Raw genomic sequence first — 13,145 nt, 5'->3', positions numbered from 1 at the left:
CCCGGGGCCGGGGCACGCGAGGATCGTGCCGCCGCGCGTGTGCAGGCCGGGATCAGGGCGGGGCGCGGCGGCGGTGGGCTAGCGCTGCACGTCGGCGGTCAGCCGATCGAGCACGCCGAGGAGCCGGTCGACGTCGAACGGCTTCGCGAGCACGCCGGCCACGGCGCCGCGGATGATGGGCTCGCTCACGCCGGAGAGCAGGAGGACGGGCACCTCGACGCCCGCCGCGGCGAGCGCGGCGAGGAACTCCTCGCCCGTCATCTCGGGCATCACGTAGTCGAGCAGCACCGCCCGCGGCCGCGCGCCGCGGGCGAGGCGCTCGAGCGCCTCCAGCGGCCGCGTGAACCCCTGGACGCCGTAGCCCTCGTCGGAGAGCAGGTCCATCAGCGAGTCGACGAGCGCCGGGTCGTCGTCGACGACGAAGATCTCCGCGCGCGGGGGCGGCGAGGCGCCGGCCAGGCACGGAGAGGGGCCCGGCGAGCTCATCTAATTTCTCTCGATCGCTGGCCTTTTCGGCGCATGAGGCGCGCAAAGGATACCAGACGGCCGCCGCGATCGCATGGGGCAGGCGGCGCGGGCGTGGCGCATGGCGTAACGCCTCCCACGGCGCAGATCTCCGCTGAGCTCCGAAACTCGCTCCGGACGGAGATTTCCTCATCAATTGGGCTTGCCGCCGCGCCGCTGCTTGCAGATCGTTGAGCACCTGATACCCCTGTAAGGTTCCTCCCAGGACGACCCGAGCAGCTTGACTTGAACTGCTCGCGGGTATCGAATTGTGGTCCGAAGGACACTCCAATCCCCCTGTGGTCATCATGGCGGAAACCCCTGCTAGCAAGCTGCACATCTATCTGATCGACGATCACCCCGTCGTCCGCGAAGGCTTCGCTCGAGCGCTCTCGGACGAGCCCGACATGGTCGTCGTGGGCCAGGCCGGGACAGCAGCCGACGCCTTGCGCGAGACGGCGAGCTGCAAGCCGGACGTGGTGCTCGTCGATCTCAACATCCCCGACCGGGACGGCATCGAGCTCCTCGGGGCGCTGCGGGCGCAGCTGCCGCAGGCGAAGCTGCTCGTGCTGAGCGGCTACGACGACGAGTTCCGCGTCGCCGAGGCGCTCCGCGCGGGGGCGCAGGGGTACCTCGTGAAGACCTCGAAGCTCGAGGAGGTCATCGAGGGCATCCGCCGGATCGCGACCGGCGGCGCGCCGCTGTCCTCGAGCATCGCGGGCGCCGTCGTGCGCGCGATGCGCAAGCCGGCGAGCGAGGGCTCCGGCGGCCTCGACGCGCTGACCCCGCGCGAGCGCCAGGTGCTGCGGCTGCTCGCGGCCGGCGTGTCGACGCGCGAGACGGCCGCGCGGCTCACGATCAGCCCGAAGACGGTGGAGACCCACCGCGTGCGCATCTACGCGAAGCTCGGATGTAAGAGCGCGGTCGAGCTGACCCGCATCGCGGTCCGCACCGGGCTGATCGAGGCGTAAGCCACCCGCGATCGCGCGAGGCGCCCTGCCCGCTCACCTCGCGGGAGCGGGGCGCTTCGACTTCTTCTTCCCCGGCTTCCCCGGCGCAGCTTGCTTCGTGGCCGCCTCCGGCGTGGGGCTCGCGCTCGCTCGGCGCTTCGCGTCCTCGAGCAGGCGGTCGATCCGCACGCCGTCGATGGTGAGCCCGTCGATCTTGCAGCCGGTGATCTCGACCTCGCGGAGGTCCGACGCCTCGAGGCGAGCGCCGCGCAGGCTCACGTCGGACCAGCGCGTCCCCGCCGCGTCGGCGTCGTCGATCCGCGCGCCTGCCAGCGACACGTCGTCGAGCGAGGCGGCGGCGAGCGTCGCGTTGTGGAGGCGCGCGCCGCGCAGGTCCACATCGTCGAGCTCGGCCTCGGCGAGCGCGACGTTGTGGAGGCGCGCGCCGCGCAGGTCGATGTCGTCGAGGTCGGCCTCGGTGAGCGCGACGTTGCGGAAGCGCGCGCCGCGCAGATCGATGTCGTCGAGCTCGGCCTCGGCGAGCGCGACGTTGTGGAAGCGCGCGCCGCGCAGGTCGGCGTCGTCGAAGTCGGCCCCGGCGAGCGTCGCGCCGTGAAAGCGCGCGGGCCTCGGCGGCGCCGCGGCCTCGTGCTCCGCGGCGTCCGCGCTCGACGGCGCGATGGGGGGCTTCTTGGCCATGGGTCCATGCTAGCGCTAGGCGCAGGCGGCGCGCTCGCGCCGCCCGGAGAGCCATGAACGCACCCGACGCCTTCGTGCCCCACCACGCCCTCGTCTCCGCGCCCTCCGCGGCGCCTGCCCGCTGGATGCTCGTGCTGCACGGCATCTTCGGCTCCGGCGCCAACTGGCGCACCTTCGTCCGGCGCCTCGCCGAGGCGCAGGCCACCGGCGGCGCGCCCGGCGCGCCCGGCACCGCCGCGCCGCCGTGGGGCTTCATCCTCGTCGACCTGCGGGCGCACGGCCTGTCGCAGAGCCCGCCGGCGCCCCACACCATCGCGGCGGCCGCCGACGACCTGCTCCGGCTCGGCGATCGCCTCGGCCTCGATATCCGCGGGGTCATGGGCCACTCGTTCGGCGGCAAGGTGGCCCTCGCCTACCTCGAACGACGGCCCACCGGGATCGAGCGCGGCTTCATCCTCGACGTCGATCCGAGCGCCAGGCCCGCCGGCGAGAGCGGCTCGGAGAGCCCCGGCGTGCTCGATCTGCTCCGCGCCATCCCGCAGCCGATCGCGTCGCGCGAGGCGTTCCTCGAGGCGGTGCAGGCCGCCGGCTTCAGCCGCGGCATCGGCGAGTGGCTGGCGATGAACGTCCGCCGCGAGGGCGACGGCTTTCGCATCCGGCTCGACCTCGACGTCCTCAACGACCTGCTCACCGACTATTTCGCGCGCGATCTGTGGCGCGTCCTGGAGGAGCCGCCGGCGCCGGCCGGCGCCGGGGTCGAAGCGCGGCGCCTCCACGTCGTGCTCGGCGGCAGGTCGGCGTCGGTCTCGCCGGAGTCGCGCGCCCGCTTCGAGGCGCTCGCGGCGCGCGCGCCTTGGCTCTCGGTCCACGTCCTCCCGCGCGCCGGCCACTGGCTCCACGTGGACGATCCCGATGGCCTCTTCGACGTGATCCGGGCGGCCCTGTGATCGTCCGCGATCGCCTGTCCCCGGCGCGCGGCGCGGCCGCGCCCGGATCCAGGCTTTTCGTCCTGCTCTCCATCCACTATCGGTGAGGCGACCTATGCGCATCGCGTCCTGGAACGTGAACTCCATCCGCACGCGGCTCGAGCAGCTCACGAGCTGGCTGGTCCGCGCCGCGCCCGATGTCGTCTGCATGCAGGAGACGAAGGTTGAGGACGGCAGCTTCCCCGAGGCGGCGCTCTCCGAGGTGGGCTACCGCTCGATCATCTTCGGCCAGAAGTCCTACAACGGCGTCGCGATCGCCGCGCGCTTCGGGCTGTCGGTGGACGACGTGAAGAAGGGCCTCGACGGCGACGAGGAAGACGTCGCCCGGCGGATGCTGTCGGCCACGGTCGAGGGGATCCGGATCATCAACGTCTACGTGCCCAACGGGCAGGCGGTGGGGACGCCGGCCTTCGCCTACAAGCTCGCGTGGTTGGAGCGGCTCCGGCGCGAGCTCGAGGCGAGCTACCGGCCCGACCAGCAGCTCCTGATCTGCGGCGACTTCAACGTGGCGCCCGAGCCCATCGACGTCGCCGAGCCGAAGAAGTGGGAAGGGCAGGTGCTCTTCCACCCCGACGAGCGGGCGGCGCTGGGCCGCCTGATGGAGTGGGGGCTCGTCGACGCGTTCCGCGCCTGTCACCCCGCCAAGGCGGCGTACAGCTGGTGGGATTACCGGATGGGCGCGTTCCGGCGCAACAAGGGCCTCCGCATCGACCTCGCCCTGGTGACGCGCCCGCTGGCCGCGCGCTGCACGGATGTGTCGATCGACACGCGCCCGCGGGAGCTCCAGCGCCCCTCGGATCACGCGCCGGTGGTGGTGGAGCTCGCGGACGGCGCGGCGCCGCCCGGGGCCGCGCAGGCGGTCTGAGCGCGGTCGGGCGTCAGCGGGGGGCGGGCGCGGCGGCGACCTGCGCCGCGCCGTCGGCCGGGGCCGCGGGCGCGGCGGCGACCTGCGCCGCGCCGTCCGCCGGGGCCGCGGGCGCGGCGGCCTCGAGCGGCTTCTTCGCCGCGTCGGCGTCGCACGCCGGGCGGGCCAGCGACTCCTCGACGCAGGCGGCGCGCATCGACGGGGGGCACGCCACGCGGATGTGGAAGTGGTCGTTGTGCAGGTCGGCGTCCCTGGGGCTCATCATCGCGGCGGCGGCGCGGCTCCGCAGCTCCGCCGGGACGCGCGTCTTCGCGGCGTACGCGAGCAGCCGCGCCCGCAGCGCGTCGGTCACGAACAGGTACTTGACGCCTGCCCGGCGGTCCTGGAGCAGCGCCTCGACGAGCGCCCAGTTGCGCTTGTCATCGAACCGCGCCCCGGGGAGGCCGATGGCGTCGCCCTTGTCGTCGAACGCCACGAACCGGTCCATGCGCAGCGTCTTGCCCTTCGAGTTCACGACGTAGAACCCGACGTCGGCGTCGCGCCCCGTCTGGTGGGAGTTGTGCCCGTCGAGGCGGCCGCCCGTCCTGGCCGAGAGATCTCCGACGAGCAGCGCGGAGTCGCCGTGCTTCTTGGCCACCTGGAAGGCGGCGCGCCGCAGGGCCTTCACGAGCACGGGCAAGCCCCAGGTCCTGGCGCCCTCGCGCGTCTTGAGGTGCCGCGACGACCGGAGCCGCACGGCGCCGGTCAGCCGCCCGCGGTTGGGCGCTCCCTTCGACAGCGGCTCGCGCTCGTCGGCCTCGGCGGCGGTGCCGCCGCGCGCCGTGCGGGAGGTCTCGTCCCGCCGCGCCGCGCGCTTCTTGCTCGCGCGGTCCGCGGCCGTCCCCTTCGCCCCGGCGCCGCGCGCGGCGCGCGATCCGCCCTCGTCGCCGGCCGAGCTGCGTCGCGCGGCGGGGCGCTTGCCCTGCGGGCCGTGCCCCGGCGGCTGCTCCGCCGAGGCCGGCTGCGCGCCCGCCGGGGCGCCGAGGGCCGGCGTCGCGACCGAGAGCGCGAGCAGGAGGGCGGCGACAGGGCCCCGGGACGCGAAGCAACGGCGGGTGAGCGGGCGAAGCAACGGCATGCGGGGGCGGACCCTACCCCGCGGCGCGGGGGGCAGAGAACTTCTTTCGCCGCCGTGGCCGGCGGGGCGCGGGCGGGCTCAGGGCGACATCCGTCCGGGCTCAGCGGGGACGGCGGCCTGAGAATTGCGCATCGCGATGCTTCATCGCCTTGACATATCGGCTCCGGTGCGGTTAGAAGCGTTCCGCGAGCCCCGCCGAGGGGCGCGCAGGAGCGCCCGTAGCTCAGCTGGATAGAGCGTCGGACTTCGAATCCGAAAGTCGCCTGTTCGAATCAGGCCGGGCGTGCCGGGCTCAACGGACGACGCAAGCGATCCGGCGAGATCCCGGGACTGTTCCAGAATCCGCGGTTTGACAAACTACTCGGGCCATTAGCTCAATTGGTAGAGCAGTGGACTCTTAATCCATTGGCTGAAGGTTCAAGTCCTTCATGGCCCACCAATGCGGAATCATTAGGTTTTCCTCGTAATCGAGGAGAAGTTCCCGAGCTTGTTCCGGGACGATTCCCCGACGTTTCGCCGGGAGCGCTGTAGAGCGAAGCCGGAGGCGGCGGGAAGACCTGGCCGAATCCCTGCTTCATAGCTTCGGCCTCGCGGATGTAGCCCTCGGTCGTCGTGAACGACGTGTGGCCGGCGCGATGTTTGATCCGCAAGGGATCGTCTCCGCGGATTGCCATCCAGGTGATGCCCGTCGCGCGTAGGTGTCTCCTCGAGCGTGAAGCCCGCAGCCCGTAGCGTGAGCATCCGCCGATCCTCGGCCGGGAGATCGGTGAGCCAGGTGGTGAGGTCGATCGCGGACAGGATGCGCCGCGTGGGGTTCGTGGTGGTGGCCTCGGCGAAGCCGAAGCCGAGCGGTACCTCGTCCTCACTGGGGTCGCGGTGCTCGTCCTCGTCGGCGAAGTCACCGAGGCGGAGCAGCTCGACGGGGCCGGAGAGGTGGTTGCGCAAATCGAAGACGTCGCGCCCGGGTTGGCCGTCGGACTGGACAACCTGACGTCCGAGATCGATCGCCCGCAGTCTGCAGGCGTGCCAAGAGCGCGTCGTCCAGGATCTCGCCGCGCCGGGCATGGTCGGCGTAGAGCCGCCACGTCAGACCGAGCGCGGCGACCAGCAGCCTGGACCTGGTAGCGTGCGCTGACCATGGGTCCGACCGCGCTACGGTTCCTCGACGATCTTCTCTCGCCCGGTGCCCGCGTCGCCGTTGGCCTCGACTTCGCTGCCTCCGAGGAGAACTGGGGGCTCTGCGTCCTCGTCCTGCAGGAGGCCCTCGATGATGCACGCATCGCGCTGCTGCTCCCGACCGCTGGGCGCAAGAAGGACGGCACTCCGTCGGCGAACAATATCCAGCGCCCCAGCCTCGCGCTGCTGGGCTTGGTGCTCGAACGGCTCGAGCAGCACCGCTGCGCGGCGAGCGTGGCGGTCGATATCCCGTTCGGCTGGCCGGTCGAGAGCACCTCCTTCCAGGCGGCGTGGCGGGCGACGGAGGGTTGGACGAGCAGCACCGCGCTCCCCAAGCGCGATTGCTTCGAGCGGCGCCTGACCGATCGGCTCATCCTCGAAAGGGTCGGGCTGCGTCCGCTCAGCGTGAGCGCGGACGCGATCGGGCAGGCCGCATTCGTCTGGGCGCACGTCCGACAGCAACTCGGCCAGCGGCTCGGCGCTGTCGACGTCGGCCTCGGCGCCCGCACGCTGGAAGGCATCCAGACCTTCGAGACCTACCCCGCCGCATTCGTAGCCGCTCGAGCGGCCGACCTCGACGACTACAAGAGCAAGCCGGCGGTGCGGCGCAAGCTCCTCGATCGGCTTCTTGGCGCGCACAACGTGTCGAACCGCGAGCGCTGGGAGGCCACGCTGGCGTGGGCCATCGACCAGAAAGGCTCGCCCGACGCGTGCGATGCGTTGCTCTGCGCGCTGCTCGCCTGGGCTCACCTGCGGTGGCGGGCCGGGCATCCTGATGCACGCCTGACGCGGCCCGAGGTTTGGCTCGGGCCCGAGAGGGCCCACGCCGAGGCAGAGCGCATCGCACGCGAAGGGTGGATCTTGATCCCGTGGAGCACCGACGCCGCAGGGTGATCCTCGGCCTCATCACCACCTTGGGCTGGCATCGACGAGATGAAGAACTGCGGCTCGAGTAATTGAGCTTCTGCGGGTTCGGAGGGCAGCGTCTGGTCCTTCCCCGCTTCCGTGGGCACCCCCGACGGAAGTGGGGGAGGACCACCCGGCCGGGCTACGTCGGCACCCGCCGCTCGCGCCGCTGCTGGAGGTCGATCGCCGTCGAGCGTTGAGCGTTCCTGCCGTTACACTACTCTCGGGTCGGCGATGTCGGCGTCAGTCAAGAAGCATGAGACAATGGTCACACCCTGCTCCTTGAGACACCGTACCGGCTCCCGTGGGTCGCCATCGGTTGACTCGCCATCTGATAAGACAAAGGCCACACGCTGCACGCCAGGCGCGTGCTTGGACGCCTCGCGCTCAAAGCGTTTCTGGCGCTCGGTCAGGCCGCGCCGCATGGGAGTGTCTCCGAAGAGGATGCCGTCCGCATCGTCGAGAGACCCGCGCTCTTTCCTCCAGAGCTCCGCGAGGTCCTCCAGCGTGAGCGTGGTGTCCCCCACCGCCGCAAGCTTCTGCTCGATCCTTGGGCTCAGCTCGCGCATGATCCGGTCGCGTACTTCGGCTTCGCCGCGGGTCCGTGCTTCCTCGGTGATCGCTCCGACGATACCTCCGAGCCCCCATCGCCCGAGAAGATCCCCCACGCCTGCATACTGCTGGTACCGATTGCAGATCTCAGCCTCGTACTTCGCTTTCAACCGCTCGACCTCATGCTTGGGTACCAGGTCTCTTCCTGCCTGGACGGCAGCAAAAAGGTCACAGACACCAAGGCCCTGCACGCCAAAGGCGTACGCGAAGCACTGCACAGAGGAAGACGCGCGACGACTGGCGTCATTGGCAGCGCGCTCTGCGTCGCGCAGGAGGCGATCGAGCGAACGCTCGAAGCTCTTCATCCGACTCAGTTGGCCGCCCGTATTGTTTCGAATGCTCGTCGCCATGGAGCCGGACACGTCGACCGCGAAGCCCACCAAGGCGGAGGCCCGAACCAGATCGCGGGCAGTCGTTGAGCTGGTCCCCTGCTCGACAGCCGGCGGCTGGTGCCCCTGAATGCGAAGAGACGCGTCGATTGTCTGTCGCGGTCCCGTGCCGCCGACCCGGAAGCGGCTGAGTAGGAAGGTCAATACCACCCAAGCCGAGGCCTCGCATCCCGTCGATGCCTGCCCGCCCAGGAGCTGCGCGAGCGCCTCGGACGCCACCCGCGCCGCCTCGAGATCCCCCGTGAGTGCAGCCACCTTGATCCCGTCCGTCAAGGCGGCGACCCTGTTCGCGGTGCCGCCGAAGCGGTCGACGAGGGCGGGGTCGCTCGGCGCGCGGCAGCCGGCGAAGCGCTTCTTCCACCGCCGCAGCGCTTCGCCGTCTCCGGGATTGAGCGCCCAGGTCCGCGGATCGTCGGTCTTGTCCTGCCAGAGCTGGACTGCACCTCGCCCCAAGCAGCGCCTTCTGTGTGTAACGCACATCACAAATGTGGTCGGCAGGCGATCGACGGCGTCGCGACCCTCGCGATGGTGCTGGTCTACCGCCGCGGATCCAGGCATTCGGACTGCAGAAGGAGAACCCGATGGTCATCGAGCTGACCCCGAGCTTCCAGGTGATCGACCCGCGCTTCCGCAAGGTCGCCTTGCCGCACGTGCACGTCGACAAGCTGTACACAGGCTGCCGCTGGGCCGAGGGGCCGGCGTGGTTCCCGGCGGGGCGCTACCTCGTCTGGTCGGACATCCCGAACGACCGCATGCTGCGCTGGGACGAGACCGACGGCTCGGTCTCGGTGTTCCGCCAGCCCGCGATGAACGCCAACGGCCACACGGTCGACCTGCAGGGCCGCCTCGTCTCGTGCGAGCACCGCGGCCGCTGCGTCTCGCGCACCGAACACGACGGCTCGCGCACGGTGCTCGCGTCGCACTTCGAGGGCAAGCAGCTGAACTCGCCGAACGACGTGGTCGTGAAATCCGACGGCAGCATCTGGTTCACCGACCCGAGCTACGGCATCGACAGCGACTACGAAGGCGACGCGTCGCCGAGCGAGCAGGGCGCGCAGCGCGTCTACCGGATCGACCCGGTCTCGCTTGCGGTGACGGTCGTCGCGAGCGACTTCGTGCAGCCCAACGGCCTCGCCTTCTCGCCGGACGAGTCGCTGCTGTACATCTCCGATACCGGCGCGACGCACGTGAAGGACGGCCCGCACCACGTGCGCAGGTTCCGCGTCCACGCGAATGGCGCGCTGGGCGGCGGCGAGGTGTTCGCGACCTGCCCCGTGGGGGTGTACGACGGCTTCCGCGTCGACGTGCACGGCAACCTGTGGCTGTCGGCCGGCGACGGCGTGCACTGCCACGCGAGCGACGGCGCGCTGCTCGGCAAGGTGCTGATCCCCGAGACCGTGTCCAACGTCTGCTTCGGCGGCGCCAAGCGCAACCGCCTGTTCATCTGCGGCACGACCTCGCTGTACGCGGTCTACCTGAACACCCGCGGCGCCGCGCGCTAGCGCTCCGCCGCGATGGCGCGACCGAGGAGCCCGATGATGCGCTCCGCATCATAGACGCACCCACCCCAGCTGCCGCCGCTGGCATCCTGAAGCGCAGCCCAGAGCCGCGTATCCGCGCTCACGCGGTCGTCGGGCTTCAGGGCTGGATTGGGCAAACGGGCGGCAAGACCGCCGACCTCCACGCCCACGACGTCCACCGTCCCCTCCAGCCGGCGCGTGTCGATCCGGAGCCGGACGCGGTCGCCGTCGCGCACGCGGCCGATGGGCCCGCCCGCCCACGCCTCCGGGCTGACGTGGCCGATGCACGCTCCGGTGGAGACCCCGGAAAAACGACCGTCGGTGACCAGGGCGATACGGTGCCCGTCCCTCACGTGCTTGAGGGCGGAGGTGATCTGGTAAGTCTCCGGCATTCCAATCCCGGGACCGATGCCGATCAGCACCATCACGTCACCCGGTTGCACGGCGCCCGCCTTGATCGCCTCGATCGCCGCGTCCTCGCTGCCGAACACGCGCGCAGGCCCTTCGTGCAGATAAACGCCGTCCGGTCCGATCACCTGAGGAGCGATCGCGGTGCTCTTCACGAGCGCCCCCTCGGGCGCGAGGTTGCCGCGCAAGAAGGTCACCGTGCTGGTGAGGCCGCGCTCGCGCGCCTTCCCGGCGGACATGATCACGTCGTCCGGGTCGATGCCGTCCAGCTGCTGCAGCTTGTCGCGCAGGCGCCGGCGCCGTTCGCTGCGCTCCCACCATTCGAGGTTTTCGCCCAAGGTCCGACCGCTGACCGTAAGCGCACCGAGCCGCAACAGGCCAAGCTCGCGCAGATGGAGCATGACCTCCGGGACGCCTCCCGCGAGGAAGACCTGAACCGTGGCAAAGTGTCGTGGCCCGTTGGGCAACACGTCCACGAGGCGCGGAACGAGGGCGTTGACGCGCGCCCAGTCGTCCACCGTGGGGCGTCGAAGCCCGGCCGCATGGGCGATCGCCGGCACGTGGAGCACCAGGTTGGTCGACCCGCCGACGGCGGCGTGCAGCACCATCGCGTTGTGGATGGAATCGTCGGTGACGATGTCCCGCGTGGTCACGCCGCGTCGCTCGAGGGCCATGAGCGCGTGCGCGGAACGGCGGGCGAGGTCGCGCCAGATCTCGGCGCCCGACGGGCTGAGCGCGCCGTGCGGGAGGGCGAGGCCGAGCGCCTCCGCCACCACCTGGCTCGTCGCGGCCGTCCCCATGAACTGGCAGCCGCCGCCGGGGGAGCCGCAGGCGCGGCAGCCCATCTCGGCGGCATAATCGAGGCTCACCTCCCCGCGCGCATAGCGCGCCGCGAGGGTCTGCACCTTGGCGGTATCCTCCGCCTCCTCCGCGAGGAGCGTGACGCCCCCCGGCACGAGCACCGTCGGGAGATCGGGTGTGCCGGCGAGCGCCATCAACATGGCCGGCAAGCCCTTGTCGCAGGTGGCGACGCCGAGCACGCCTCGGCGCGTGGGCAGCGAGCGTATCAGCCTTCGAAATACGATGGCCGCGTCATTGCGGTACGGGAGGCTGTCGAGCATGCCGACGGTGCCATTGGTCCGCCCGTCGCACGGATCGCTGACATAACCGGCGAACGGAATGCCCCCGCTGGCCGTGAACGTGCGGGCGGCCTCCTCCATGAGCAGCCCCACCTCCCAGTGCCCCGTGTGGTACCCGAGCGCGATCGGCGCGCCGTCGGGCGCGCGGATCCCCCCCTGCGTGCTGAGCACGAGGAACTGCTTCCCGCGCAGGCGCGCAGGATCCCACCCCATCCCGGCATTCTGAGTCAAGCCGAACAGCTCGCCGCTGGACATGGCGCGCAGCTGCTCGGCGCCGAGCGGGAGGCGCCCCGACGGTCCGGGCGCGGTGGTGCGCAGGGCGTAGATCGCCTCGCTGCCGGACTCGAGCACCGGGTCGCGGCTCATGCGCGGGGAGCGATGGGATCGCGGGTGGCCTGGCCGTCGACGAGACGCGATATCCCGAGCGGGTTCTCGTCGCGCAGCGCCGGCGGGAGCAGCGCGGGCGGACACGACTGGTAGCAAACGGGACGCGCGAAGCGGAAGATGGCCGCGGTCCCAACCGAGGTGAAGCGCACGTCGCTGCTCGCCGGATACGGCCCGCCGTGGTGCATGGCGTGCGACACCTCCACGCCCGTCGGGTAGCCGTTGAAGACGAGGCGGCCCGCGACCCGGCTGAGGACATCGACGAGGTCCTGGGCGGCGGCGAGATCCTCGGCGGTCCCGTGGAGCGTGGCGGTCAGCTGGCCTTCGAGCGCGCCGAGGAGCTCAAGCAACTCTCCGCGGCTCGATGCGGTGACGAGCAGCGCGTACGGTCCGAAGATCTCGTGCGCGAGGTGCGGCTGTCGCGCGAAATCGGCGGCGGAGACGCGCGCGACGCGCGCGCCGGCGTCGGTCAGCCACTCCACGCCTCCCAGCTCCCGCACGGAGCGGTCGAACGACGCCTGGATACCGGCGTGCAGCATCACACCGGGAGCGATGGCGCGGCCTCGGTCGGCGACCGACTGCGCAAACGCATCCCATTCCGGGGAGGCCAACCCGAGGACCAGGCCCGGCTTGGTGCAGAACTGGCCGACGCCGAGCGTGCACGAGTTGGCCAGCCCTTCGGCGATCGCGTCGCGGCGCTCGCGCAGCGCGCCGGGCAGCACGACCAGCGGGTTGATGCTGCTCATCTCGGCAAAGACGGGGATCGGCCGCGGGCGGGCGGCCGCGGCGTCGAAGAGGGCGCGGCCGGCGCGGGTGGACCCCGTGAAGCCCACCGCCTGGATGGCCTCATGGCGCACCAGCAGGAGCGAGACCTCGGGCGAGGCGCCGTGCACCATGCCGAACACGCCCGCGGGCAGGCCCGCCTTCTGGACGGCGGAGCGCAGGGCCGAGGCCACGAGGTCGGAGGTGCCGGGATGCGCCGGGTGGGCCTTGACCACGACCGGGTTGCCTGCGGCGAGGGCGGAGGCGGTGTCGCCGCCGGCCACGGAGAACGCGAGGGGGAAATTGCTCGCGCCGAAGACGGCGACCGGGCCGATCGGCCGCAGCATGCGGCGCAGGTCGGGGCGCGGGAGCGGCTTGCGGTCCGGCAGCGCGGGATCGATCCGCGCGTCGACCCAGGAGCCCTCGCGCACGACCGCGGCGAAGAGGCGCAGTTGGCCGGTGGTGCGGCCGCGTTCGCCTTCGAGGCGGGCGACGGGCAGCCCGGTCTCCCGGTGTGCGGTCTGGATCAGGGCATCGCCGAGCGCCATGATCTCGTCGGCGGCGGTCTCCAGGAATCGGGCGCGCTGCTCCGGCGCGAGGTCGGCGAAGGCCTGCGCCGCCGCGACGGCGGCGCGCGCGGCGGCGTCGATCTCGTCGGCGGTGGCGTCGCGGTAGGCGCCGAGCTTTTCCCCGGTGGCGGCGTTGTGGGCGAAGAATTCCATGGTTTC

At 71.5% G+C, this 13,145-nt stretch carries 12 protein-coding genes and 2 tRNA genes; 7 read left to right on the top strand and 7 right to left on the bottom strand.

Annotated features, from left to right (window positions below; translation table 11 throughout):
• Positions 1-78: 78 nt before the first annotated feature.
• Complete coding sequence (locus WME83_RS47110) at positions 79-486, bottom strand: response regulator (protein WP_437316248.1); 408 nt, start codon at positions 484-486, stop codon at positions 79-81.
• Between the two features lie 326 nt (positions 487-812).
• Between WME83_RS47110 and WME83_RS47105 the strand changes: the two genes are divergently transcribed.
• Positions 813-1,475, top strand: a complete 663-nt coding sequence (locus tag WME83_RS47105) for a response regulator (RefSeq protein WP_044970202.1) — start codon at positions 813-815, stop codon at positions 1,473-1,475.
• A gap of 33 nt (positions 1,476-1,508) precedes the next feature.
• Here the strand turns inward: WME83_RS47105 and WME83_RS47100 are convergent, their stop codons facing one another.
• Positions 1,509-2,153 (bottom strand): pentapeptide repeat-containing protein, encoded by a 645-nt coding sequence (locus WME83_RS47100; protein WP_437316247.1) that lies wholly within the window; start codon positions 2,151-2,153, stop codon positions 1,509-1,511.
• Positions 2,154-2,206: 53 nt separating this feature from the next.
• On the opposite strand from WME83_RS47100, the gene WME83_RS47095 reads away from it, so the two are divergent.
• Positions 2,207-3,100: an alpha/beta fold hydrolase gene (locus tag WME83_RS47095; RefSeq protein ID WP_437316246.1), complete on the top strand. Its 894-nt coding sequence runs from the start codon at positions 2,207-2,209 to the stop codon at positions 3,098-3,100.
• 94 nt (positions 3,101-3,194) lie between these two features.
• Positions 3,195-4,004 (top strand): exodeoxyribonuclease III, encoded by an 810-nt coding sequence (gene xth, locus WME83_RS47090; protein ID WP_437316245.1) that lies wholly within the window; start codon positions 3,195-3,197, stop codon positions 4,002-4,004.
• Positions 4,005-4,017: 13 nt separating this feature from the next.
• Here the strand turns inward: xth and WME83_RS47085 are convergent, their stop codons facing one another.
• Entirely contained in the window at positions 4,018-5,121 is a 1,104-nt protein-coding gene (locus WME83_RS47085) for a penicillin-insensitive murein endopeptidase (RefSeq protein ID WP_437316244.1), read from the bottom strand.
• Between the two features lie 212 nt (positions 5,122-5,333).
• Between WME83_RS47085 and WME83_RS47080 the strand changes: the two genes are divergently transcribed.
• Positions 5,334-5,407, top strand: a tRNA-Arg gene (locus WME83_RS47080).
• Between the two features lie 77 nt (positions 5,408-5,484).
• Positions 5,485-5,560, top strand: a tRNA-Lys gene (locus WME83_RS47075).
• Between the two features lie 11 nt (positions 5,561-5,571).
• Here the strand turns inward: WME83_RS47075 and WME83_RS47070 are convergent.
• A complete protein-coding gene (locus WME83_RS47070; RefSeq protein WP_437316243.1) occupies positions 5,572-6,186 on the bottom strand; it encodes a hypothetical protein in 615 nt (204 codons plus the stop codon).
• 72 nt (positions 6,187-6,258) lie between these two features.
• Here WME83_RS47070 and WME83_RS47065 point away from each other — a divergent pair, with 72 nt between their 5' ends.
• Entirely contained in the window at positions 6,259-7,191 is a 933-nt protein-coding gene (locus WME83_RS47065) for a DUF429 domain-containing protein (protein WP_437316242.1), read from the top strand.
• A gap of 224 nt (positions 7,192-7,415) precedes the next feature.
• Here the strand turns inward: WME83_RS47065 and WME83_RS47060 are convergent, their stop codons facing one another.
• Positions 7,416-8,657 (bottom strand): VWA domain-containing protein, encoded by a 1,242-nt coding sequence (locus WME83_RS47060; RefSeq protein ID WP_437316241.1) that lies wholly within the window; start codon positions 8,655-8,657, stop codon positions 7,416-7,418.
• Positions 8,658-8,785: 128 nt separating this feature from the next.
• Between WME83_RS47060 and WME83_RS47055 the strand changes: the two genes are divergently transcribed.
• Positions 8,786-9,706, top strand: coding sequence for an SMP-30/gluconolactonase/LRE family protein (locus WME83_RS47055; protein WP_437316240.1), 921 nt, complete (start codon positions 8,786-8,788; stop codon positions 9,704-9,706).
• Here WME83_RS47055 and WME83_RS47050 read toward each other — a convergent pair.
• Positions 9,703-11,637 carry a YjhG/YagF family D-xylonate dehydratase gene (locus WME83_RS47050; protein ID WP_437316239.1) on the bottom strand — a complete coding sequence of 645 codons (1,935 nt, stop codon included), beginning with the start codon at positions 11,635-11,637 and terminating at the stop codon, positions 9,703-9,705. The two genes, WME83_RS47055 and WME83_RS47050, sit on opposite strands and share 4 nt — an antisense overlap.
• On the bottom strand, positions 11,634-13,139 hold the full coding sequence (locus WME83_RS47045; protein ID WP_437316238.1) for an aldehyde dehydrogenase (NADP(+)): 1,506 nt from the start codon (positions 13,137-13,139) through the stop codon (positions 11,634-11,636). Before WME83_RS47045 ends, WME83_RS47050 begins: the two co-directional genes overlap by 4 nt.
• Positions 13,140-13,145: the final 6 nt, after the last annotated feature.

This window comes from Sorangium sp. So ce385, from assembly GCF_051474135.1.
Classification (GTDB): Bacteria; Myxococcota_A; Polyangia; order Polyangiales; family Polyangiaceae; genus Sorangium; species Sorangium cellulosum_D.
The sequence above is the reverse complement of the archived record's forward strand: the minus strand, read 5'-3'. Positions and strand labels throughout refer to the sequence as shown.

What these genes read in the sequence shown, in the direction of transcription:
- WME83_RS47110 (WP_437316248.1), bottom strand. Translation starts at nt 486, where the DNA reads ATGAGCTCGCCGGGCCCCTCTCCGTGCCTGGCCGGCGCCTCGCCGCCC.
- WME83_RS47105 (WP_044970202.1), top strand. Translation starts at nt 813, where the DNA reads ATGGCGGAAACCCCTGCTAGCAAGCTGCACATCTATCTGATCGACGAT.
- WME83_RS47100 (WP_437316247.1), bottom strand. Translation starts at nt 2,153, where the DNA reads ATGGCCAAGAAGCCCCCCATCGCGCCGTCGAGCGCGGACGCCGCGGAG.
- WME83_RS47095 (WP_437316246.1), top strand. Translation starts at nt 2,207, where the DNA reads ATGAACGCACCCGACGCCTTCGTGCCCCACCACGCCCTCGTCTCCGCG.
- xth (WP_437316245.1), top strand. Translation starts at nt 3,195, where the DNA reads ATGCGCATCGCGTCCTGGAACGTGAACTCCATCCGCACGCGGCTCGAG.
- WME83_RS47085 (WP_437316244.1), bottom strand. Translation starts at nt 5,121, where the DNA reads ATGCCGTTGCTTCGCCCGCTCACCCGCCGTTGCTTCGCGTCCCGGGGC.
- WME83_RS47070 (WP_437316243.1), bottom strand. Translation starts at nt 6,186, where the DNA reads ATGCCCGGCGCGGCGAGATCCTGGACGACGCGCTCTTGGCACGCCTGC.
- WME83_RS47065 (WP_437316242.1), top strand. Translation starts at nt 6,259, where the DNA reads ATGGGTCCGACCGCGCTACGGTTCCTCGACGATCTTCTCTCGCCCGGT.
- WME83_RS47055 (WP_437316240.1), top strand. Translation starts at nt 8,786, where the DNA reads ATGGTCATCGAGCTGACCCCGAGCTTCCAGGTGATCGACCCGCGCTTC.
- WME83_RS47050 (WP_437316239.1), bottom strand. Translation starts at nt 11,637, where the DNA reads ATGAGCCGCGACCCGGTGCTCGAGTCCGGCAGCGAGGCGATCTACGCC.
- WME83_RS47045 (WP_437316238.1), bottom strand. Translation starts at nt 13,139, where the DNA reads ATGGAATTCTTCGCCCACAACGCCGCCACCGGGGAAAAGCTCGGCGCC.